This is a genomic window from Hungatella effluvii (genome assembly GCF_003201875.1).
Taxonomy (GTDB): domain Bacteria; phylum Bacillota; class Clostridia; order Lachnospirales; family Lachnospiraceae; genus Hungatella; species Hungatella effluvii.
Genome location: NZ_QJKD01000023.1, coordinates 11,395 through 34,888, shown reverse-complemented (window position 1 = coordinate 34,888; position 23,494 = coordinate 11,395). Strand labels below are relative to the sequence as shown.

Annotated in this window: 11 protein-coding genes; 2 read left to right on the top strand and 9 right to left on the bottom strand. The window is 46.2% G+C overall.

Annotated elements, in window-relative coordinates; translation table 11 throughout:
* Window positions 1-2: 2 nt before the first annotated feature.
* Genes DFR60_RS27165 through DFR60_RS27150 form a run of 4 tightly spaced genes read right to left on the bottom strand, consistent with a single transcriptional unit; the run spans window position 3 to window position 1,646 of the window.
* Entirely contained in the window at window positions 3-560 is a 558-nt protein-coding gene (locus DFR60_RS27165; protein ID WP_110326103.1) for a prepilin peptidase, read from the bottom strand.
* Window positions 561-570: 10 nt separating this feature from the next.
* A complete protein-coding gene (locus DFR60_RS27160) occupies window positions 571-999 on the bottom strand; it encodes a prepilin-type N-terminal cleavage/methylation domain-containing protein (protein ID WP_243005194.1) in 429 nt (142 codons plus the stop codon).
* Between the two features lie 16 nt (window positions 1,000-1,015).
* Window positions 1,016-1,441, bottom strand: a complete 426-nt coding sequence (locus DFR60_RS27155) for a type II secretion system protein (RefSeq protein ID WP_110326101.1) — start codon at window positions 1,439-1,441, stop codon at window positions 1,016-1,018.
* A gap of 25 nt (window positions 1,442-1,466) precedes the next feature.
* Window positions 1,467-1,646, bottom strand: coding sequence for a DUF4250 domain-containing protein (locus DFR60_RS27150; RefSeq protein ID WP_110326100.1), 180 nt, complete (start codon window positions 1,644-1,646; stop codon window positions 1,467-1,469).
* A 342-nt stretch (window positions 1,647-1,988) separates the two neighbouring features.
* On the opposite strand from DFR60_RS27150, the gene DFR60_RS27145 reads away from it, so the two are divergent.
* On the top strand, window positions 1,989-2,996 hold the full coding sequence (locus DFR60_RS27145) for an asparaginase (RefSeq protein WP_110326135.1): 1,008 nt from the start codon (window positions 1,989-1,991) through the stop codon (window positions 2,994-2,996).
* A gap of 47 nt (window positions 2,997-3,043) precedes the next feature.
* Here the strand turns inward: DFR60_RS27145 and clpB are convergent, their stop codons facing one another.
* The gene (clpB, locus tag DFR60_RS27140; RefSeq protein ID WP_110326099.1) at window positions 3,044-5,632 is read right to left on the bottom strand and encodes an ATP-dependent chaperone ClpB; all 2,589 of its coding nucleotides are present in this window, start codon (window positions 5,630-5,632) and stop codon (window positions 3,044-3,046) included.
* Window positions 5,633-5,869: 237 nt separating this feature from the next.
* On the opposite strand from clpB, the gene DFR60_RS27135 reads away from it, so the two are divergent.
* Entirely contained in the window at window positions 5,870-6,433 is a 564-nt protein-coding gene (locus DFR60_RS27135) for a glucan-binding protein (RefSeq protein ID WP_110326098.1), read from the top strand.
* Window positions 6,434-6,611: 178 nt separating this feature from the next.
* On the opposite strand, the gene DFR60_RS27130 is transcribed toward DFR60_RS27135, so the two are convergent.
* The 4 genes from DFR60_RS27130 to DFR60_RS27115 form a co-directional block, all read right to left on the bottom strand.
* The gene (locus tag DFR60_RS27130) at window positions 6,612-7,934 is read right to left on the bottom strand and encodes an MATE family efflux transporter (protein WP_110326097.1); all 1,323 of its coding nucleotides are present in this window, start codon (window positions 7,932-7,934) and stop codon (window positions 6,612-6,614) included.
* A gap of 109 nt (window positions 7,935-8,043) precedes the next feature.
* The gene (locus DFR60_RS27125) at window positions 8,044-9,021 is read right to left on the bottom strand and encodes a Gfo/Idh/MocA family protein (protein WP_110326096.1); all 978 of its coding nucleotides are present in this window, start codon (window positions 9,019-9,021) and stop codon (window positions 8,044-8,046) included.
* Window positions 9,022-9,054: 33 nt separating this feature from the next.
* Window positions 9,055-9,792 (bottom strand): class B sortase, encoded by a 738-nt coding sequence (locus DFR60_RS27120; RefSeq protein WP_110326094.1) that lies wholly within the window; start codon window positions 9,790-9,792, stop codon window positions 9,055-9,057.
* Window positions 9,789-23,471 carry a SpaA isopeptide-forming pilin-related protein gene (locus DFR60_RS27115; RefSeq protein WP_110326092.1) on the bottom strand — a complete coding sequence of 4,561 codons (13,683 nt, stop codon included), beginning with the start codon at window positions 23,469-23,471 and terminating at the stop codon, window positions 9,789-9,791. The genes DFR60_RS27120 and DFR60_RS27115 overlap by 4 nt, the downstream gene beginning before the upstream one ends.
* Window positions 23,472-23,494 lie beyond the last annotated feature (23 nt).

The window sequence follows — 23,494 nt, the reverse complement described above, 5'->3', positions numbered from 1 at the left end:
TCTCATCCTCTTAAAAATCCCAGATACCAGGCCAGCAGCTTGTCTCCATACAGAAGGGAAATCACGACACCCGCCGCCAGAAATGGACCAAAAGCAAAATGCGATCCGCGCCCGGCCTTATGTGACGCCAGCAGCCAGATTGCATAACAACCTCCAGACACCACAGAGAGAAAGGCGGCAGCAATGATCCGCGGTCCTCCAAGTATAAGGCCGCAGACAGCCATCAGTTTGATATCACCGCCGCCAAAGCTTTCCGGAACGGCAAGTGTCATGAGATACATGGGCAGGCTGACAGCAAGCCCTCCCATCGCTCTGCTTAAAAGAGTGATTCCCGGCTCCGTCACAAGAGACAGGAACGCAGGAATGAGAAGCGCAGCTGTCATCCGGTTCGGAATGCGCATAGTTTTAAAATCCGTATATGCGATCGCTGCTAAAATCAGACACACCAGCCATATCATGACTGCATGGAGGCCAAATCCACCGCAGTAATACCAGGTTATACCCGCCAGAAAAAGGGCCACCGCAGCTGCGACGACCCTCCTGGGAATACTTCTGCCCATATGCTCCTCTTCAGTCTTCATAGGTAACGCCCTTTCCGCCGGTGATCGTAATCTTCTTCCCATCTTCCGGGGTATACTCTATTTCCTCAACTTTGTTTCCATCCAGCGTTATCTTAAAGCTGCTTCCGCTCTCCACGTCATTGCCCAGAAGCGCCTCCACTCTGGCTATGTATTTGGAACCGTCACCTCTGGTATACTCGACAACCGAGGCCACAGCTGTTCCGTTATTCGTGCCTTCCTGTTCCAGAGCCGCAGCCTGTGCTGCAACATAGACATTCCGGGCCTGCGAAGTATATGACTTCTTTCTAGCATCACTGATAAACCCACTCATGGTCGGAATAGCAACCGCTGCCAGGATTGCAATAATGACCAGAACTGCAAGCACTTCTACCAGCGTAAATCCATTTCTGTCTTCTCTTATGTGTTTCCATCTGTTCATCTTTGTTATCCCTTTTTCATTTTCTGTCACGGACTTCCACTTCGGAATCATTCTTAATCTCTATTTGATAATCCTTCACATCGTAGATCATACCGTTTATCTTACCTGTCGCCGGGTCATAAAAGATGCCCCGGATCTGTCCGCCTTTCGTAACACTGCCTTTCAGCATATCGTATAAAGCGTTCTCTTTACTCCCTACCTCCGGGTAAAATATCTCGTTATACATAACGAAGTCATCGATCACTCCGTCTTCAGCAAGCCGGTCAATGACATACGACTGCATGGCTGCCTTTACCATAAACGTCTCCGCCACATACGACTTTTTCTTTGCATCATCGATAAATGCATTCAGCTCGGGGACGAGATTCGCTGCAAGAATCGCAATGATGGAGAGCACCGCAAGCGTCTCAATTAAGGTAAAGCCCGCATCATCCTTTTGCATACGTTTTCGTTTGCTTTTCACCCATCTAAATAAACTGTTTTTTTTCTTCATTATAATAGTAGTCAATCGAGGCCAGTCCACTGGTTATCTCTTCCTTATCAAGGCCCAGCGACAGACAGCAGTCCTCCAGAGAGGGGTAATAGTCGCGAAGCTGTGTATTTAAGAAACTGAGCAGCATGACCGGGTCTTTAGGTACATTTGCCATTTCCGATTCTCCTGTTCTATATCAATGCAATTCATTCTAGCATATATTTCCGGTATTTTCAACGTGCAGAAATCGATTACGTTGCTGCAGACATCAATTTATGTAACAGTTCAGACGGCGGGAAAATTGGCGCAGGAAGCAGCGTTAAGCTTGCTTGTAAGCGGCTTTATGCACCAATTTTTACATCGGATGAATATCCGATGCTTCTTGACCGGATTTTTCGGTCAAGAAGATGAGCCGTCGGAACTGTTACCAATTCACGAAGAGAATTTTAAAAAGCCCTATACGAATGAAAAAAGTCGTGATACAATCGTTTTCAGCATCATAACAGGAGGAAATTCCATGAAAAAAATATTAATGCTCGGCACTGGCGGCACCATCGCCTGCAAACGCGGTGAATCCGGCTTAAAGCCTCTGATCTCTTCGGAAGAGCTTCTCTCATATGTTCCGGATGCAAAGCAGTTCTGCCAGGCGGACAGCATTCAGATACTCAATATAGACAGCACCAATATGCAGCCAAAACACTGGCTCACCATGGCAGAGACCATCGAGGCGCACTATGAAGAATACGACGGCTTTGTCATCTGTCACGGAACGGATACCATGGCCTACACGGCCGCCGCACTCTCCTATCTGATTCAAAATTCCCCGAAGCCCATCGTCATTACAGGCGCTCAGAAGCCGATCGATATGGAAAATACGGATGCCAGAATCAACTTGTGTGACAGCCTTCGTTTTGCCAGCGACAACCGTTCCTGCGGCGTCACCATTGTCTTTGATGGAAAAGTAATTGCGGGTACCCGCGGAAAAAAGGAACGAACTAAGAGCTATAACGCATTTTCCAGCATCAATTTTCCATATATTGCCATGATCCAGGACGGCCACGTTATCTTTTATCTGGATGAAAAAGAGCATTTAACGGACCATGTTCAGTTTTATCGCACGCTGAACCCCAATGTCGCCCTGCTGAAACTGATCCCTTCCATGGGCGCTGATGTGCTGGATTACATGGCGGGCCATTATGATGCCGTCATCATCGAGTCCTTTGGTGTAGGTGGACTTCCCTCCTATGACAGCGGGGATTTTTACAAAGCCATCGAGAAATGGATTTCTCTCGGCAAGACCGTTGTCATGACCACTCAGGTAACCAATGAGGGCAGTAACATGTCTGTCTATGAGATCGGGCGTTCCATCAAAAAAGAATTCGGTCTCCTGGAGGCATATGACATGACGCTGGAGGCCACGGTGACAAAGCTGATGTGGATCCTGGGGCAGACGCAGAATGTACATGAGATTCGTGATATGTTCTATCGCACAGTGAATAAAGATATTTTATGGCGGGCGTACTGAAAATCCAATCCCCCACAGTAATCTGCGGGGGATTGGACTGCAATAATTTATTCGGGATATGCGATCAGCTGGTTTCCGTTATCTGCTACATCAATCACAATTGTATTGCCCGCTCTCACCTCGTCTCCGAGGATGATCTTCGCGGCCAGTGTCTCCACATGCTTCTGGAGATACCTTTTCAGCGGACGTGCTCCGTAAATCGGATCGTAGCCCCGATCCACCACAAACTTCTTCGCGGTATCAGTCAGTTCAATCTTCAATTCCTTATCCCCGATCCGTCTGTTTAAATCCTGGATCATGAGATCGATGATCCCGGCAATATTATCCTTGGTAAGAGGCTTGAACAGAATAATCTCATCCAGCCTGTTTAAAAATTCCGGACGGAAATGGCCTCTTAAGTCATTCATAACCATGGCCTCGGCCTCCGGCGTAATACTGCCCCTCTCATCGATGCCGTCTAAAAGGTACTGGGAACCGATATTGGAGGTCATGATAATGATTGTATTTTTAAAGTCTACGGTTTTACCGGTTGAATCGGTAATGCGTCCATCATCCAACACCTGCAAAAGGACGTTGAATACATCCGGGTGCGCCTTTTCCACCTCATCAAACAGTACAACGGAATATGGTTTTCTGCGGACAGCCTCTGTCAGCTGACCGCCTTCGTCGTATCCCACATATCCTGGCGGCGCTCCGATCAGACGGGATACGGAGTGTTTCTCCATGTATTCACTCATGTCGATCCTGACGATGTTATTTTCATCATCAAACAGTCTCTCCGCCAACGCTTTCGCAAGCTCCGTCTTACCCACGCCGGTAGGTCCTAAAAACAGGAAGGAACCAATAGGCTTTGTGGGATCCTTGATCCCCGCCTTGGAACGGATAATGGCCTCGGTCACCTTCTCAACCGCTTCGTTCTGACCAATCACTCTCCTATGAAGTTCTTCATCGAGATGAAGCGTCTTATTCCTCTCGCTCTCCGTCAGCTTTGCAACCGGAATACCGGTCCATTTGGAGACGATCTTTGCAATCTCGTCCTCCGTCACATTTTCATGCACCAGGCTTAAATCCTGGCTCATGACACGGGCCTCCTCTTCCTCCAGCTCTTTCTGAAGCTGAGGCAGCCTTCCGTACTGCAGTTCAGCTGCAAGGTTTAAATCGTATTTCTGTTTGGCGTCCTGAATCTCCCGGTTTAAATTCTCTATCTCTTCACGCAGGGTCGATAAGTGCTCGACTGAAGATTTCTCATTCTCCCACTGGGCCTTGGAAACAGCAAATTCATCGTGCAGCTCCGCCAGTTCTTTCTGAAGCTCTGCCAGCCGGTCCTTACTCAGATGATCGGTTTCTTTCTTAAGAGCCGCTTCCTCAATCTCCATCTGCATAATCTTTCTGGACAGTTCATCCAGTTCTGCAGGCATGGAATCAAGTTCTGTCTTGATCATCGCACAGGCCTCATCGACCAGATCGATTGCCTTATCCGGAAGGAACCTGTCGCTGATATAGCGGTCCGAAAGGGTAGCCGCCGATACCAGAGCCGAGTCTGTAATTTTCACGCCGTGGTAAACCTCGTACCGCTCCTTCAATCCACGAAGGATTGAAATGGTGTCCTCCACGTTCGGTTCAGCCACCATAACCGGCTGGAAACGGCGCTCCAGCGCCTGGTCCTTTTCGATGTACTGGCGGTATTCATCCAGAGTCGTAGCGCCGATACAATGAAGCTCGCCCCTGGCCAGCATCGGTTTTAACATATTGCCGGCATCCATGGATCCTTCGGTCTTGCCTGCGCCTACAATCGTGTGAAGCTCATCGATAAACAGAATGATCTGTCCGTCACTCTTCTTCACCTCGTCCAGAACGGCTTTCAGCCTTTCCTCAAATTCCCCGCGGTACTTGGCCCCCGCCAGGAGAGCTCCCATATCCAGGGCAAACAGCTTCTTATCCTTTAAGCCCTCAGGCACATCCCCCCGCACAATACGCTGTGCCAGACCTTCGACAACTGCGGTTTTACCAACACCGGGTTCCCCGATTAAAACCGGATTATTCTTCGTCTTTCGGGAAAGAATTCTTACTACGTTACGAATCTCGCTGTCACGGCCGATAACCGGATCCAGCTTCTGGTCTCTCGCACGCTCCACCATATCATAACCATACTTCTCCAGTGTATCGTATGTTGCCTCCGGGTTGTCACTCACAACCCGCTGATTACCGCGGACCGTTGACAATGCCTGAAGGAAATTCTCTCGCGTAATTCCATAGGAACGGAACAGCTCCTTTACCATTCTGGAAGGCTGCTTCAACATAGCGAGAAACAGATGTTCCACGGAAACGTACTCGTCTCCCATGGCTTTCGCCTCATCCTCGGCGCTGATCAATACCTTATTTAAATCATTGCTGATATAGAGCTGGCCGCCGCTCACCTTCGGCAGCTTTTCTATAGCCTGGGCAGCCTCATTTAAAAACTGTTCCTTCTGAACGTTCATCTTTGTGATGAGTTTTAAAATCAGGCTGTCTTCCACGGTTAAAAGACTGTACAGCAAATGTTCCTGCTCAATCTGCTGGTTCCCGTATTCATAGGCCAGCTTCTCGCATTTCTGCACCGCCTCAAGTGACTTCTGTGTAAATTTATTAATGTTCATAATATCCTCCTTCTCATCCTATCCGGAGATACAAAGCATTTGTTTTAATTGTTCTATATGTACTATAACAAATGTTTTATGTGATGTCAAGAATTTTTTTTAAGTAACTGCATTTATCTGCTCTTACATTAATCTTACGTTTTTTTCCGCCTTGTTGTCTTTTGAATTCCTATCCTTTATAATTTACTTAACAGTTTATGAAAAACCTGTTGTCTTACCGAAAAGGAGAGGGAAAGAATGAAATTATATTCTCATTATATAAAGATTAAAAATATAGAAATCAAAAGTATAAAGTTCAAAAGTATTGCCGTGCTCGTTGTCTGCTCCCTGCTCTTTAGTGTGGGGCCGGAAGCAATCACCAGCTTTGCTCATACCCCCGACGAATCTCGTTTTTTAAACGGGACCTGGGAAAAAGACGATCATGGATGGTGGTTTGCCAATAAGGGGAACCCTGACTATTTTACTTCCACCTGGGCTGAATATCAGGGATACTCCTACTATTTTGGTGCCGATGGCTATCTGGTTACCGGTTGGAATTATATAAATAACCACTGGTATCGCTTCAATCCTGAGAAAGGGAGTCATGAAGGGGCCATGATGACAGGCTGGATCTATGATCCTGACTATAAAGGCTGGTTTTACACCAACCCCTCCGGCATCCTGGTCACCGGTTGGAATAAGATCGGCGGGGAGTGGTACTACTTTAATCCAGAATCTGACGGAACCTTGGGACTCATGGCCGTCAATCAGGTGATCGACAGCTATTACGTGGACTCCAATGGAAAAATGAATGAGCCGTAGACTACTGAATGGATTGAATTATGTTTGATAAAAAAACAGGATTGGTATCAGAATGCATGACATATATTTCTTAAATGTCCTGTGTTTTGATTTCAATCCTGTTTTATTGGGTATTTATTTGTTGAGTACTTATTTACACCTTTTTTCTTTCACATATTCAGATCCTATGATTTCTGCCTCAGGAGACAGAAACCGCCCGTTTTTCGAGTCCGTGGAACCTCATTGAAAAGACTGTGGCCCGGAATATCCAGTCAATAAACATTCCATACCATACCCCCATTACACCCATATGGAATATCCGTACGAAGAGATATGCGAACGCAATACGGAACACCCACATGGAAAATACGGAAACGGCCATCGTAAACTTTGCATCGAGAGAGGCCCTGAGTGTATACGGTATGGTAAACGCAAGGGGCCAGACGACCATGGCGATACTGTGAGCGGTTATCATCTGCCTCGATATCGCAGATGCCTCTGGCGACAGCCGGTAAATTCCCACCAGCGGACCGCCAAACACAATCATCACGGTACACAAAACAATGAGTATGGCATAATTGATACCGGTCAGCTGACGTGTATACTGCTTAGCCTGCACCGTCTCGCCGGCACCTACGCACTGGCCCACAATCGTGATCAGCCCCAGACCAATGGCATTTCCAGGCAAATATAAGAGGGTAACCAGATTTGACGCTACCGCGTAGCTGGCAATGGCAGCGGTCCCCAGTGACGAAACGAGACTCTGAAGAGCGATCTTTCCGAACTGAAACATTCCGCTCTCAAGACCGTTTGGAATACCGATTGATAATATATTCCTGATCATATGAAAGTTTGGCCGCAGTTCACTCAGCCGGTTAATCCTGATTATATTATCCGGCTTCTGAATGAGATACACCATCAGCACAGCCGCCACCATTCTGCCTGCCAGCGTTGGATATGCCACACCGGCGACGCCCATATGAAGTCCGAAGATACAGACCGCATTACCTACCACATTGATTGTATTCATGACAATGGATATTACCATGGATATCCTGGAATTCCCCATCGAACGGAACAGCGCTGCGCAGGAATTATAGACGGCAATAAAGGGATAAGAAAGAGCCGTAATTCCAAAGTAAATCACCGCGTCATTCATTACCGCTGTTTCCACTTTTCCAAACACAACCCCCAGGAGATGGCGATTTCCAATTAAAGCCGCCATTGTCACGATCAGAGACAGTATTGTTGTAACGCCAACCAGCTGGCCCGCCGCCCGGCAGGCATTTTCCGATTGTTTTTTTCCCAGATACTGAGCCGATACCACCGCTCCCCCGGTGGCAAGCGCCGCCAGAATCTGAATAATCAGAACACTGATGGAATCTACCAGGGATACCCCTGACACCGCCGCCTCACCGACTGCAGCCACCATCATGACATCGACCATTCCGACCAGTACGGCCAGTATCTGCTCCACGATCAACGGAGCCAGTAATTTCATTAAATCTTTTCTTGTAAACATGCCTTCTGCCTCTGTAAACTGCCCTATAGATAAGTAGTTTTATGCTACTTGTTTTAGATTTCCCATGCCATAGTATACCACGAAAATACACTCTTGGCTATCTTACCCGTTACTCAAACGGATACCGGATTCCCCACTGTTCTCTCAAAGCATCCATGGTCTCCATCATACGAATGGTGACATGGTGGGGCATCTCAGGACATTCCAGACGCTGCTCCCGGATCGCCTTTCGGCTGGCTTCTATCTGGTACTCATATCCCGATATCTGCTCCGGCCTCGTATAGGTTTCCTTCAACCTGCGTTTTTCATCGAATACCTTAATGGATTCGAAATTATTTATATTTTCAACTTCTATGTATCCTTTTGTACCATAGATAATCCCTCTTCTGTCTGAAAGGACATGGATCGAGCTGTTTAATACCGCCATCTTCCCGCCCGGATAGCAGAAAGTCATACTGTTCTGGGAGTCTACCCCGGACTCAGTCTTGATGACAGAGGAATTGATGGAAGTAATCTCATCACCAAATACTAAGGATGCAAATGCGATGGTATAAACACCAACGTCGAGAAGCGCTCCCCCCGCCAGATTTGGATCTACCAGTCTCTGAATCTTATCGATCAAGTAACACAGACTGGCCGTCAGTGTCATTGGCTCTCCTATCACGCCTGAATCAATCACATCTCTTAAGGTCTTTGCCATCGGCATGTAACGGACCCACATCGCCTCAGTAATAAGCAGTTTCTTTTCTTCCGCCAGAGCAATCATTTCCTTTGCCTGGGCTGCGTTCACCGCAAAAGCCTTTTCACACAGAACATGTTTTCCATGTTCCAGACAAAGAATCGCATTCTTATAATGCTCTGAATGAGGGGTTGCTATATACACCAGTTCTATTTCCGGATCTGCAGCAAGTTCCTCGTAAGAACCGTATGTGTGTTTAACGCCGAACCGCTCTCCAAAATCCTTTGCTTTCTCCGAACTTCTCGACGCCGCACCGTAAAGTTCCACTCCGGGCATCCGGTTCATCGTATCTGCCAGAGTTGCCGCAATCACTCCGGTTCCCAGTATCCCTATCTTAAGCGCTTCCATCCCTTCTCCTCCTGTTTTACGATTGTGATTTTGTCATTCAGTATAACACAACAGAACTGCGTGTACAATCACTCTTTTCCCTTTTCCCAGGCATGTGGACAGTGTAATGAGAGAATCTGTTATTTCAGGCTGGCTGCCCGTTGTATAGAGGGATTTCCTTTCCGCACTCTCTAAATATGTCTGTTTCTCCTCCTCACTGATAAAATGACTCTGGTATATCCCCATCTCCTCTTCCCGAACAGTATAGCAGGAAAATATCACATACTGCTGCCAATCCCCCTGTCGGTATATCCATATGCACCTATGGTTCTGAAAGTAAGCTTCACTCCGATACTGTTTCAAATCTGCAAACATACTTCCATCCTTCATATTATGGCCATAGATAATCTGGTTTTCGGCTTCCTCCAGACAAAATATGGTACCACAGGGATTTTCCTCTCCACTGAATGTGTGGTTTAAGTAATAACCCGGGATTGTATTTTTTACTGTCGGATAGTTGATGTTCGTCCCCGGAATCCAAATCCAGAAAACATAATCCGGATTCCGGGAAGTCATCATGCGCGTCCATTTCTCCTCCTTCTCCATATTCACTTTCGGCGCTGCCGCATCATCGGCTGTACTGCCTGCTGCCAATTCAAACTGCTCCTGCAGCTGCCTGTATTCCTCCCGTCCAGTCTCATAGCTTGAAAGCCTGATAGTCAAACAGAAGGCAGACAGCCCAAAACTTGTCAGGAGCAGAATTGTTGTTACAAAATGTTTTACTCTGTTCATCTGCTGCCTTCTCTGTCCTGCTTCCGAGAGTCTTTCCGCCTTATTCTGTATACAAGTCCTGACAGACATAAGAGCATGGCTGCCAGAACAGCACCAAGCGGATACTCATCTCCAGTCCGTTCATTCGTCGGAGGGCTGGTTTCCTCCGCCGCATAGATCATGCCTCTGAATCCCGATTTATAACTGGCCGTTATTCTTCCAACCCGCCTGGTATCATCAGGTCCTTCCGGCGGAAGAGGCTGATCCGCCACCAGGATTATACTATCCCCGGTAACTCTTCCATTCAAGATAGTAAAGGTATAGGTTTCCTCGGATATAAGATATCCGGCCTGCCTTTTTGTCTCCCGGAATGTATAGATCCCATCCGACGGCATAGAGAATTCAGCTTTCCCCTCTTTGTCAGTAATAACGGTAAATGTGTTTCCTCCGGGTCCTGTAACCGTAAATTCAAAACCTTCCAGCCCCTTTCCTGTCTCTGCGTCCGTCTTCATCAGATACATGGTATTGATTTCAGAATCATGCCGCTTCAAGTCTATCATGGTAACCTCTATCTGCTGATTCTTTCGTGGAACTGTAAATGAAATATCGGCTGCCGGGAGATAACCAGGGGGCGACTGCTTTTCGTGAAGATAATATGTCTCTCCAGCCGTCAGTTTTCCTGTAACATCCACGGGTTCTCCGGTAGTTTCAAATTCGAATATGATCTTATCTTTTTCGAACGTAAGAACCTGCAGTACAGCTCCTTTTACGGTATTGCCTGACTCATCCTTCTTATGGATCCGTACTCTGGTCACATCATTTTTCATTTCTACCAGATCGGTACTTCCGTCCTCACTCACGGTAAACGGAACTTTCTCCGCATAAGCATAGCCACCTTCCGGAGTTTCCTCACACAGATAATACGTTTTCCCGGCTATTAATTTTGCTGTAATTTCATGAGGTCTTTCACCAGAAATCCAACGTTCCAAAACCTTGCCGTCTTCATCCCGAACAGCCATATGGTTATCCGGCAGTTCCCGGCTCCCGGTAAGTTCTTTTTTTGACAGTACCACATGGGTTGGCTTGTCAACCATAATCACAACATCATGACTTCCATCTCTGCCTACATTAAACGGCACGTCTTCCGCAAGGGCATAACCATCACGTGGTTTTACTTCATGCAGCCAGTATTCACCGCCTGCTGCCAGCTGACCGCTGATGGTCTTAAATTCCAGTTTTGTAGTAAAGACCAGCTCTTCGCCTGCTTTAAATCCGGAGAAGTCTCTCACCGCTTTAGCAGGACTTTTGTCTTTATTCAGGATCTGTAGTATAAATCCTGGCTTTTGGCGTTCCGCATCCGACGGGCTTGCATTTGCCGGGGACGATAGAGTGAGCTTCTTCACGATAATTTCTGTTTTTTTATCTTTCATACGTACAGTAATCGTCTCGGATTCCAATGGAACGGTGAAGACAATGCTTTCACAGTATCCATAACCCGCCGGCGGCTTTTCTTCTACCAGCTCATACGTCCTGCCGGCTACCAGAATTCCCTCTGCCAGAACCGGCTTACCGGAGGCAGTATAACAGAAGGCTGTTTCGCCGCACTCTATATCTCTGACGCAGTAATACCCACCTGTAACGGATTCCCCAGTGTCGGCATCCAGCTTCTCCAAATATATCCTGGTCTTTCTATCCTGCATGATTATTGTTTCCGGAACCCCCGCCTCATTGACCGTAAATCGTATATCTTCCTCCCGTGAATAACCGGCAGGCGGCGTATCCTCGCGAAGAATGTACTCTTTTCCTGGTATTAGTACATCTGCCGGAATAAGAACCGGTACAGACTCCACTTTCGTAAATCTGTAAATCTCGTTTTTTGTTTCTGCATCCACTACAGCATAGATACCTCCGGAAATTTCGTCGCCAGCAGCAATATCTATTTTGGAAAAGTATAATTTTACCGGCCGGTCTTCCATATCCACATTATCAATTCTTCCGAATTCGTTTAATGTGAACCGGTATACCCCTGTAGTCTGCTCCATACCGTCCGTGTATCCCGTTGTTTCAGTCAAACGGTAATTGCCTCCTGCAGTCAGCACTTCCCTGACCGTCTCATCGTTTCTGTTATTTTCAAAGACTGCCCCTTGTGCCTCCTTTGATATCGCTCCGGCGAACTCTCTGGTTACTGTTTCATAATCTCTGTTCACTTCCTGAATAACTGCATATTCAGTCCCATAGGGAAGACCGGAAAAAATAACATAATCGTCCCCCTTCAGGGTAATTTGTCCCCTCCCCTTTATCCTGCCTTCTTTTGTTCCGGTATAATTCTGATAGCCGGACAGCAGCTTACCTGCCGAATCAAAGAAACGCATCTGATAGGTAAAGGTATCCTGTGGATTCCTTCCCGTTCCGGAGATGTGATTTCTGATTGTTAGACTTCCTTTCGGCGCGATAGGATTTTCCAATATGGTTTCCATGAGATTCGTCGGAGAACTGATCGTAAATACCGCTCTTACTGACGCTCCCATCTGACCGCTTACCAGTGCAGCCAACTCCAAGTGCCCAACAGTATGCGGTTCTGCATCATGAATCTGCCATGTCAGTATACCTTCATTTATTACAGGGTTCCCGGATGATCTCATTAACTCCAGGCCATTTTCCAGCTTAGCACTGACAATCAGATCCGCTTTTTCAAGACCAGAGTTTTCGTATGTGATGATGTACTTTATTACATCACCATTTGTAACCGGCATCTGGCCGTTACCCACAGTTCCCGTGACCTCTGCGACGGCATGTTCCTTTGTAACAGGATTCTCTATTACATGCTCAAAACTTCCATTCTCCACCGTCCATGTATCAAGCTCGTCCCGATCCTGGTCTTCCAATTGAAGTCTGGTTCCAAGATATGTCCTGGATGACAAAAGAAATGTCCCATTCTCATCAAACCAGATTCTCCTCGTCTCTTTTTTACTCATCTCTGTATTACCATCTGAATAGCGGGTATATTCGATTATTTCGTACAAATGGCCTTCCTCTATTCCATCGTCAGCCGTAAGTAAAATATCAGTGCTGCTGATGATATCAGGCAGCAACTTCCCGGTATCCAGATCCTTCAAAACCGTAAAGGTCTTGTCCGCGGCCCTGCCAAAAACAGTGAGTGACTCAATGGTTCCGCTGGCAGAGGAACATTCCAGTACACTGAAATTATTTCTTATGTTACTGATGCCGGTTCCAGACTGATTCACGGTAAAGATAACCGGCGGCGACAAATGGAGGTCGGCCGGCGCCTCCAGCTCTTCCATAATATAGACATGACCGGCTGATAACTTCTTTTTAATCGTAAATCCCTCCGGCCCGGATCTATTAATTTCTATGGCTTCTCCATTTTTTACGTATTCTCCTTCTATAGCTACTGCATGATAGACAGCTATTTTGGCACCTTCCAGCGCCATGCCGGTATCAAAATTGGTCTTTTTGAAGTGTATTTGTGTGGGATAGTTTTCTACCGCATGGGTATACGTAACAACCTGACTGTCTGCCGTTCCATCAAAGGTAAAAAACTTCTTTCCCCCCGAGATCTGATAATAATCAGGCGGCGAGACCTCCTCGATTGTATAAGTATAGGGATTTATCGTTCCATCTGCCCGAACTTCGCCTACTGCCAGATTTTTAAGCTCTGCACGTCCATTATGACCGGTCGTAATATACCATTCCTCCTTTGTGTCTCTGTTCGTGATCAGAAATCTGGCATTTTCCAGCATTTCTCCCGTATCAGCCGCTTTCTTAAGCAGTTCCAGGCGTCCCTGAGCCGGTTGATTCACCACACGGATTATTGTGTCTGTGTCACCGCCAATCTCAATTTTTACCGGTTCCCGTTTTGCCATATATGGCGGGACCTCCTCCTCAACAATATAGTAAGAACCATCTGGTATCTTACTGATCCGATGCGGTCTTATATCTCCGACTCGAAAGCCTTCCGGAATATTTCCCAAAAACCACTCTTCTTCTGTAAATCTTCCATCGGCACCCGAAATCCAACGCTCTACCAGATTTCTCTCATCATGAATAAATTTTCCATCTGCTCCCGGCCGGTAGAGGGCCATTTTTACCCCTTCCGCAGCATATTCACTGGTTCCGTCAGAAATCACTTTCAATATGGATACATACTTTTCCACATTCTCCAGACTGAAGCGCTGTACACTTCCCTTCTCCTCCAGTACAACAGCCTTGGGCTTTGTACGCTCAAAGCCTTCTGGGACCTCAGCCTCAACCAGAACGTAATTCCCCACTTTTCGCCCATCTTTTATATCCGTAAACGGCAGATAATCGATTCTGTGAACCCCTTCCAGCGTATCGTAGCTCTTCAGCCCTGCCGCCAGCTCCCGGTAGTTAAACTGATATTCAAAATTCAGGGGAAGCTGTCCGTCTTCATCCAGAGAGCCGTTATGGACGTTTCGATATATGGTGATTCTGATCATCTTACCGTCATCCGTTCTCCACAACTGTACCGAGCTGTCTGTGACGCCCATCTTTATGGAAGAAATCCTCTCTGCGGATTTCTCTCCTGATTTAGTATGCCATGTCAGCCATACAAAATCATCTCCCAACTTCCGGTATGTATTTTCAAAATCCAGTATAAAACTGGATTGATTCACTGCAATTCCGAAAAAGGCCTTCATGCGGTCCAGCCATTTAGGACTTATCTCATAGTTTTCTGTATAAGCTTTGAGATCGTCCGTCATCCATTCATCTATTAGCTGGTCTTTTACATATTGCGGCTCTCCTCCGTTCATCTGAATATTTCCATCTTCATCCGTCTCGGCTCTGTAGAGTGCCAGACCTGCTGAATATTCCATTGGCAGCGGTATCATATTTCCATGCCCGTCCATGCAGTATTTAAAAACTTCAAGCTTGGTATGGTCGTCTTTCATATGGAATGTCTGAACTTCTCCTGTTTTCTTGACCTCCAACTCTATGGAATGACGGATATAACCGCTGGCAGCTTCTATTTCTTCTAAAATATAGTCACCTGCCGGAATCCCTTCAAAATATTTCGGCTTTCCATCTGTAATCCAATCCGCTGTCACTATGACTGGTGAATTATCTTTCGAGTTTTCTACAGTCCACTTTGCAGGTGTATTTTCTGTTTTCTCCAGGTAGTAGCCTGAGGGATAAGTGACAGTATCTGTCGTATACTTCCTCCGGGCCTTATAAAGAGCCAGATGGGCCCCTGAAATCTGACCGTAACTGTAAGCACCCTTTGGTTCCGTTGTCTTCAATATCCCCTGATAATCGCTGATTACATCTATGCGGTACTGATCCGCAGCATCCGTTTTCACGATCTCGATCTTTATTTTTTCATCTTCCAGCTCCGCATTCTGCACCTGTTTTGTTTCTTTCACTGTGATACCAACAGGAAATCCCTTTACATACCCAGCCGGGGGCTCCACTTCCTCCATAATATAAGTTCCCGGAATCACGCGTTTCAGCATGTCTGCCCGCCCTGTCGTAAGATCGACATGAAACGGATCGTTGGGATATTCATCTCCTGACATCCACGTGTTTTCCATGATCCACGCTTCCCCCTGACGATGAAACAATTTCTTATCATCTGCCGGATCTTCCTTTTCGCCTACATTTCGTAAATCCCATTGGTTATTAATCCGGTAAGCATTCCGGTTAAACGCAGGCAAAAGATCATAGTACCGATACCTCACATAATCGTGGTCAATATCATACACAGGCTCTCCTTTTTTATATACCTGGTCTGATCTCTGATAATAATCCGGAAGGCCATGGCTTCCAACTACCGGATTTACAGACTTTTTAAGCATAGTACCATCGTAAGTTCCAATCGTATACTCCGCCTCTGTATCTGCGTGAATCGACGCAATCCGGTATGTCTTTATTTTTTCCTGTGCGATAACAGCGCCATTTACCGTCTTGGATACGTTGACTGGCCAGACCAGAATCCGTTCATACTTCTTTCCCCTATGGTCCGTCCCCACCTCCGTAGTATAGGCCATTCCTGTTGCAGGATCGATCTTTGCATCTCTGTTTCCATCTGAATCCACATGGTAAAGTTCAGTCCCTTCCTGCAGCTTAAAACATTTATCCAGGGACGAATAGACTGCATGTTCCAAATCTCCACCGGTGAGTTCAAAGACAGGATGGCCATTTTTTACCGCATAAACGGATTTCTGATTACGCACCTGAATACGGTTTCCATCACAGTCATAGCCATACACATTTCCGTCTCTTCCCAGTTCTGTAACCCTTAGGCCGCCCAATGAATAGTAAAGAATATCCGTATCCTTCCGCTCAACCGTTCGGTAAGTCCAGGTACCGTGACCGGTACTTCCACTAAGGCTTCCTTCAATATCATCTAAATTGACAAACTCCACGGTGTTTCCTGCATATCCTTCCAAAAGCTTTATACTCTGCACATTGTTATTGCGGTCCCGCAACACCTCTACGCCGTCGTAGCCGTAATCACCGCTGTCTCCATTTGATTTGACCTCGACCGCATCATACAAAGCCATCTTCGCTCCCGAAACGTAACGGTTTGTATCATCTGCAGTGTCCAATGGGCGTGTTATCAGGCCGTAACCAGCAAATATGCCATCTATACAGACTGGTTCTACCGCATCGCCTGCCAGTTTACGGCTCTCTAAGTATTCTGCGGTTCCCTTATACCAGGCATAGTTCAAATAGCTTCCCTCTTTATAAGCAAACTCCAGATTCTCCTGACCATATTTGGCCTTCAGCTCCGTTTCACTTCCCTCAACTCGTGTTCGGGTACGGTAAGTAACGGTCCTGTCCCGGTCCTTTAACTTGGATATCTCAAGCCGTATCGGTGTATTTCCCACATAAACCCGCGCAGTATCTTTTGCCCCCTCCGGCTTCTGTACAGTACCATCCTCATAGACTGCCGCGGCAACCCGGCCGTCCTGTTTTCCATTAAGATAGTAGGAAATCTTATCGGAATAAATTTCTATGGCGACCGGCTTCGTTCTGACATAGCCGGACGGCGGCCTCATTTCACACAAAACGTAGGTCCCCGCTCCCAACGGCTGCGGAGTGATCAGATAGCCTGTATTCTGATCCTGCCAGGATTTTTCTAACGGGTTCTCTTCCTTTGCCTGAAGCCCATCCCGCGTCGTCGTATACGCTTCAAATCCCCCTGTTCTGCGCCCTTTTGCATTCGTCATGATAATCTGCTCCGACTCCCTGCATACAGGGGTTCCCGCCTCCACAATTCCAGTCCACAGGCCGCCGATACCTGGAAGCGCTCTGGCCGCCTTTGTAATCTCTTTCGCACCCATCGCCTCTAAGAATTCTCTGGATCCCTTTATCAGTGTATCCGTCTCATAAAACTTTACCCGGCCATCTGTTTTCTCTCCATCTTCACGTTCTGCCGCATACACTGTAAAAACTGCCCCGTCATGGAGAATATTTTCCCCTGTCTCCGAATCCAGTTTTTCTATACGCAGGCGGCTTCTGTAAAAGGTATTTCGAAATTTCCGGTATCCATATCCCAAACCGGAGGCTGAACCGTCCTGGTTCTGTATGGTATCATACTCTTCACTTACAGGTTCTGTTATGGTCCATGGCACTAACATAGAGGCATATTTACCATCATAGGCCGTCTGCATACCTTCCATAGCAGATGCAGGCAATCTATCTTCTGAAACAGAACCATAACGGTAGATCCGTTCTATGCCGTCACGTTCGTATTCCGTTCCATTAGGCGCAGTTACCCCATGATTAACATCATCAGCCAGGTAGTGGCTGTTCGGATTTCCTCCGTCTTCTTCCGGAAAGACAATTGTATGATAGTAGTCTTTCAGTGGATCATATTCACTCTGAGTAATCTCAAAGTGCGGTGTTTTGTAAGGATCTCCCAATGCAGTTCCTGCTATTTTATTGAGATCGAGTCCATACTTATAAATCTCATAATCCCCCAGATATCCGTGGGCCTTAATTATATAATCCTTTACATTTTCACCAATGCCTCCCGGCCACTCCTCATTAAAACGGATAAAATATTTCGCTGTCAGGTCTTCCGCAGACAGATTCGCGTTATAATTATAGTAACGGCTCAGTCTTTCCGGAGTTATGTCATCTCCTGTTTTTTCGTCTTCATAGACAGCCGGTAACTCAATTTCCTTTGGCACATCAATTGCATAATGTTTATTGAGAAAATCTCCCAGTTCCTTATCCATGGGCTGCTGTTCCACCGTTATATAGGTTCCGTATGGAAGGTATTCCGATATGCCATAACAGTATCCGAAAGCGGCCTCCTCCCTATCCGCACTCAGGGTTGTTTTGTCTTTATCCCTGCCTCCATCTGATTCACTGTCCCACTCAATAGCATAAATCTCATCCAGGTCATAATGAAAGAATGGTTTTAAATAATTTTCGGCCTTGATTACAGCCGCTTTCAGAGCAGTATCATACACCTCATCCTGATAGCCTTCATGGCCGGCTGCAACTACCGTTTCACCTGTGAAGTTTTTTCTCACCAGTTTTTCCACTTCTCTGTCCAGATACCATTGAATAGCAAACTGCCTAACTGAATCAGATCTGTCACTGTTTTCTTTTGCAATTCCAGAAGTATTGGCTTTATTGGGGATTTCCGTATTATTATGCTCTGCCGGATAAATACACTCTGAACCGGCAGTTCCAAACAGAAGGCGTCTGATGAATGCGAAGGGCTTAAAAGAAGTATGCTCCTGTTTTTCTTTGTCCCACTTATCCTGATTCGCAACCCTTACCGCATCAAAAAACTTATCATAATTAAATCTTTTGATCCCCTTCTCATTTCCATTGGCATCCGTTTCATAAGACTGAATTGTTTCCAGTATTGCAGTATATCCCGTCTCCTGATTTTCATTGATCAAACCAGCCGTAAAACCATAAAGCTCCTGATTGGCGATTGCGTCTCTATTGGATCTTCTGGAATGTAAATCCGTACGATGCAGTACCTTCGTATAGATTTTTTGTACTCTTTCCGGATATGCCGCCCGATACGCAGCAACATCAACAGTACTTCCATTTCGATCAAGCCATTCAATCTCTCCATCTTCCGTTCGATACAATTGCTCCAGATTGGATTTTAAATAGATCTTGAAACGAAAATTAGGCCTGAACGATACGTTGTCCTTCGTCCCACCCCCGTTCTGTGTAAAATAATCCTCATGGCCGGAATCAGCAAATGTATTGTCCTCATACTTGGCTCCTTCTTCAACAAGAATATCTTTCACGACCTTTATCTTCTGCATAATAGGACGTTCCATCACATCGGCAGGTACTGTTCGTGTATTTCCATCCTGCCACGGTTGATCGAAGGCCGGCGGTGTAAGTGTTACATTTTGAATATAGGAATCCGCCTCCCGCTGCAAGGGCTGGCAGGCAAAGAAGCTCTGGTCGATGTACGCCTGCTTTATCGAATACCTCCCACTCCCGTCATCAGATACTTTTAGCCTGACAGTATCCGTCTCTTTAAAAGCATCGGACGGAAGAGTAACCACATAGATTTCTTTTGCTGTATCATATGTGGAAGTAAGCCTGGTCTTCTTTTCGACCGTCTTAAATCCCTCCTGCTCCACATAATCCACGATAGTCTCTTCGGAGTATTTATAATTTCCCGCGTCATCGATCTGCTGCTCACCTGGCGCGTATATCCAGTATGATGGTGTCCGGGCTGTCACCATGACAAATGATTCAGGGAGTTTTGACGGGTAAGACACATTCAGTCCATCAATATTTTGCTCTTTTAATGTCGCCCGCTCCAAAAAGCCATTCTTCATACGATAGGACAGTACTGCCGGATTGGAGGCCGGATCATCATAGGGAACATAGACAAAATATCCATTGCCACTGTCTTTTTTTACATAAAGGCAGTCTTTCTCCGGATTATAAACAGCATCATCCCGGCTGTCATCGTAAAGCTTCCATTCATAACGCATAATAGCATAGAGTTCTCCACCTGTCTGTTCCATATCAGAGATCCGCAGACTGTTAAAATACTGCAGGCCATGCGTTTTCATAGCTTCTGTGATAGAGAGAATCCATTCTGTATCCGTAGTTCCGCTTAATTTTACGCGCACCCATGGAGCATCTGCCTCCGGTTCTTTATATCCAAGGTTGTCGAGTTCCATATTATAGAGCGCCTGAAAGTCTTCCGGAAATCCTCCTGAAAAGAGTTCTGTCACCGCAGGTGTTCCCATAGTATGATAATTCATCGGTTTAACACCAATTGTCTTATCTTCTCGATCTAACACGGCATTAACGAGGTAACTCTGCCCTTCAGGAAAGGTTACAACGTCTCCCTGGGCGGCAGCCACTTTTTGGCCCGACCGGTAGACAAAGGTACCTGCCGCCGCCATAACCGGTTTTAATACAGTACTGTAAACAGGCACCGTAATTTTCTCCGGCACTTTCTCACTGGTGGATAGTTCGAACACCGCTCCTTCCGGAAATTTAATCCCATGCAGCGTAATATCGTGATCTGCCTGATATGCCGTCACATCAAAATAGTTTCCATTTCCCATCATATCGAGAGTAATTTTTCCAATAGCAACATCAGCCTCGTGATACTCCCCTTCATAATTATCTCTGCCATTTGTAATAATATTTGTTTTTCCATTGACGGAGAGTTCATATCCTTCTGATCTGGCCAGTTCCTTTACATAGTATGTGGTTCCATTCTCTTCCACAATTAAAGGCCGCCCAATCCAGCAGTTTCCATTATTCTTATCATTATCCGATACCGGGTATGCCGCATAGCTTCCTTTCAAGCCTTCCATACCGGACTGATTGGAAGAGAATTTCCAGTATCCCGATCCATCACCTGCCACGGAATCTATCAGATGTATGGAATTGCCCTTTGAATCACAACCAACATAATTCTCAATATCTTTGACCTTATCCGCATCTGCTCTGTTCCGATAGAGGTTCTGAGGCCCCTGGAATGCTTCCGGCCTTTTTTCAATCTTTCCAGATTTATAATTCCATATCATCCCCGGTGCTTCTGTGAAAGCCATAAAGGAGGCATCACCATTTCGGTCTGTTGACGCCACTGCAACTAAATCATCTTTTTGGTATACGGTACCGGTGCAGCCATCAGGGTGATTAATATCTTTAAGGGCAAACAGGCCGTATACCGCCCCCTCCAGAGTACCATCTCCCATCGAATCACCGTATGCATAATAATCTTTGTTTTCCCCAGCCTGCAAATAAAGATCACGTTTGTTGATATGTATCTCACCTTCAGTCCGGTGATCATAGACAATAAATGTATGGTCTGTAATCCCTTTATCGCCCGGTACATGCGGCTCCACCTCGGAGGGTTCAAAATTTACGCGTTCCATGACTTCATCTTCGTCAATGAGTAAAGATTTATTATTTATGCTTCGCTCAATCAGAGTTTTTGGCACTTCGAATAGTGCCTTCAGTTTAGTCAAAAGGCCAGTCTTTTTCTTTGCATTGGAGGCGGTTGCATTGGAGGCTGTGGCATTGGATGGGGTGGCGTCACATGATGCAGCGTCACATGATGTGTCGTTAGAGGGTGTAGCTATATTGTCCAATATTCCCTTTTCTGTAAAATTGCTATTGTTCTCTGGTGCTAAATCATCTGGTGACTCTGTCCCTTGCGGTTCGTAATTAATTTTATGTAAACTAATTTCCTTGTTATTATACACACTATCCTTATACTCTGAGGACGTAACCGTTTTGATCTCAATTGGTATATCGTCTGTATGGCTTCCATGATTTGTATATCCCGGCCGCGGAGTCAATTCTACTGCTGAGTATTCGTATTTCAGGGAAATAAACTGATTATAGAACTTATCCCGGTCAGCTTCCAGCTGTTCTTTCGCTTCTCCTGCATCAAGGGAATGAAAAAAGCCGCCTTGTTCTGCAAGAGTCTCGCAGTAGTCCACTTCTTCCTGCCAAGCTTCCTTGGCAGCAGCTTCATGTTCAGTGTCAATGTCCGGATCACCACTTTCTTCTATTTCCGGTTCCGGATGACCGCCGCAATACCCCTTCGTATAGGTATAAGTCCTGGTATCGGTATGTGCTCTCTGTTCAGAAGCATTTTCCTCATTATCCCCCAGCATCAGAATGCCGTCCTCATTTGTTACATTGATATCCCAGGAACACGGATCGTTAGCAGCGTCTCCGCCCGGATTTCCTTCTCCGTAATCCCAACCGTCCCATTTCAAAAACTGACTTCCGCCCCTGTTTGCCCAGTTATCAGAGGTTTCCAGTGATGTATCGTCAAGCTGGGTATCATCGAATGCCTCAAGAATATCCCACTTAGAACCGGCAAGCGGTTGTCCTGTCTCAGAATCATATTTTTGAAGTTGAATATTATAATGAGCATCCCAGGTCTCCGTATGCTCATAACGGTGAACATCTATTTTCCATTCTCCAGGGGGCTTTAAATGCCCCCGTCCACCCACAAGAAGCTCTAATGGTTCAGATACTGCGGAAAAATACACCTGCGTATTACCCCAGCCAAAATCACCGTTTTTACTTTTTTTCGCACAACCACGGAACCCTGCCAGGCCGCCTACACCGAAACCACAATTATAAAAACGATCTTCTTCCGAATTTTCCTGAAGTTTCAGAGTTGCAATTGCGTTTCCATCTGACACACCATCTGCTGACTTAAAATCAATGGTACTTCCATCATTGGAATACGCCCAGCCCGACGCCAGATTTTCCGCCGTCATTCGTCGGTACACCTCTTTCTCATAATCACTGAGATCACCATAGTGGAACGTCATATGATACATGCCATCCTCGCCCAATGCAGGCTCTGAAACCGGCAGTACGCTTCCCATATCGACAGAATAATCAAACGCCGACAGAAACTTTGCTGCTTTCCAGCAGTTAAAAAAATACTTCTGCGCAGGACCTTCATCTCGAAACGCATCGTAAATTGCCGTACTTCCATACGGATCTGGATTTAGCCTGGAATTCAGCATTGTCCTTACAAAATACTGGATAAAATCCCAGTCACCCTCCGGCGACTCTCCTGTAAACATGCCCTGATCCACATACTTATCGTTACTCCAGATAGAAGCCCACAGGAGATAATAATACATAGACATCCGATCAGAATCCCTCAAGTCCTCTGTAGATGGAGTCTCATAAGCAGCGCTTATTAATGCAACAAGAAGGAGAGCAAACTTTTTTGTCTTCATATCCATAGGGGCATTTTTCAAGAAATCCGGATAGTCACCCAGGTTATTGGTGGGATAATACATCTTTTGGAAGGCGATTTGTGCGCCTACGGGTGCAAAAAAACCGGTGTTATGGCTGTCTGCGCAGGCAAAGTAACGGTGATGAAATTTTGAAAAATCGAGTTCTGCTGATGTACCGGGAATTGTTATTGTTTTGGCCTTTTCGTCCTGAAACCAAAACTTACTTGTATAGCCTCCCATCAGTGCGGTTTCCTGCTGTGATAATCCGGTGGGAATGAGCCCGACCGACGGAGCCAATGCTGCCGCCTCTCCTTCTGCCTTCCAGGTCCAATTTTTTATTTCCATTGCATCTGCAGAAATGGCATCCGGCCAGTAATAAGTATGAACCGCAAAAACCGGCGTCGCTACTGTCGTTGTCAAAATCATACCTGCCAGCAAAATTGATGACAGTCTTTTTTCCGTTTCCTTCCACATTCCTTTTCTCATAGCGCCTCCTTTTGGGATTCAGT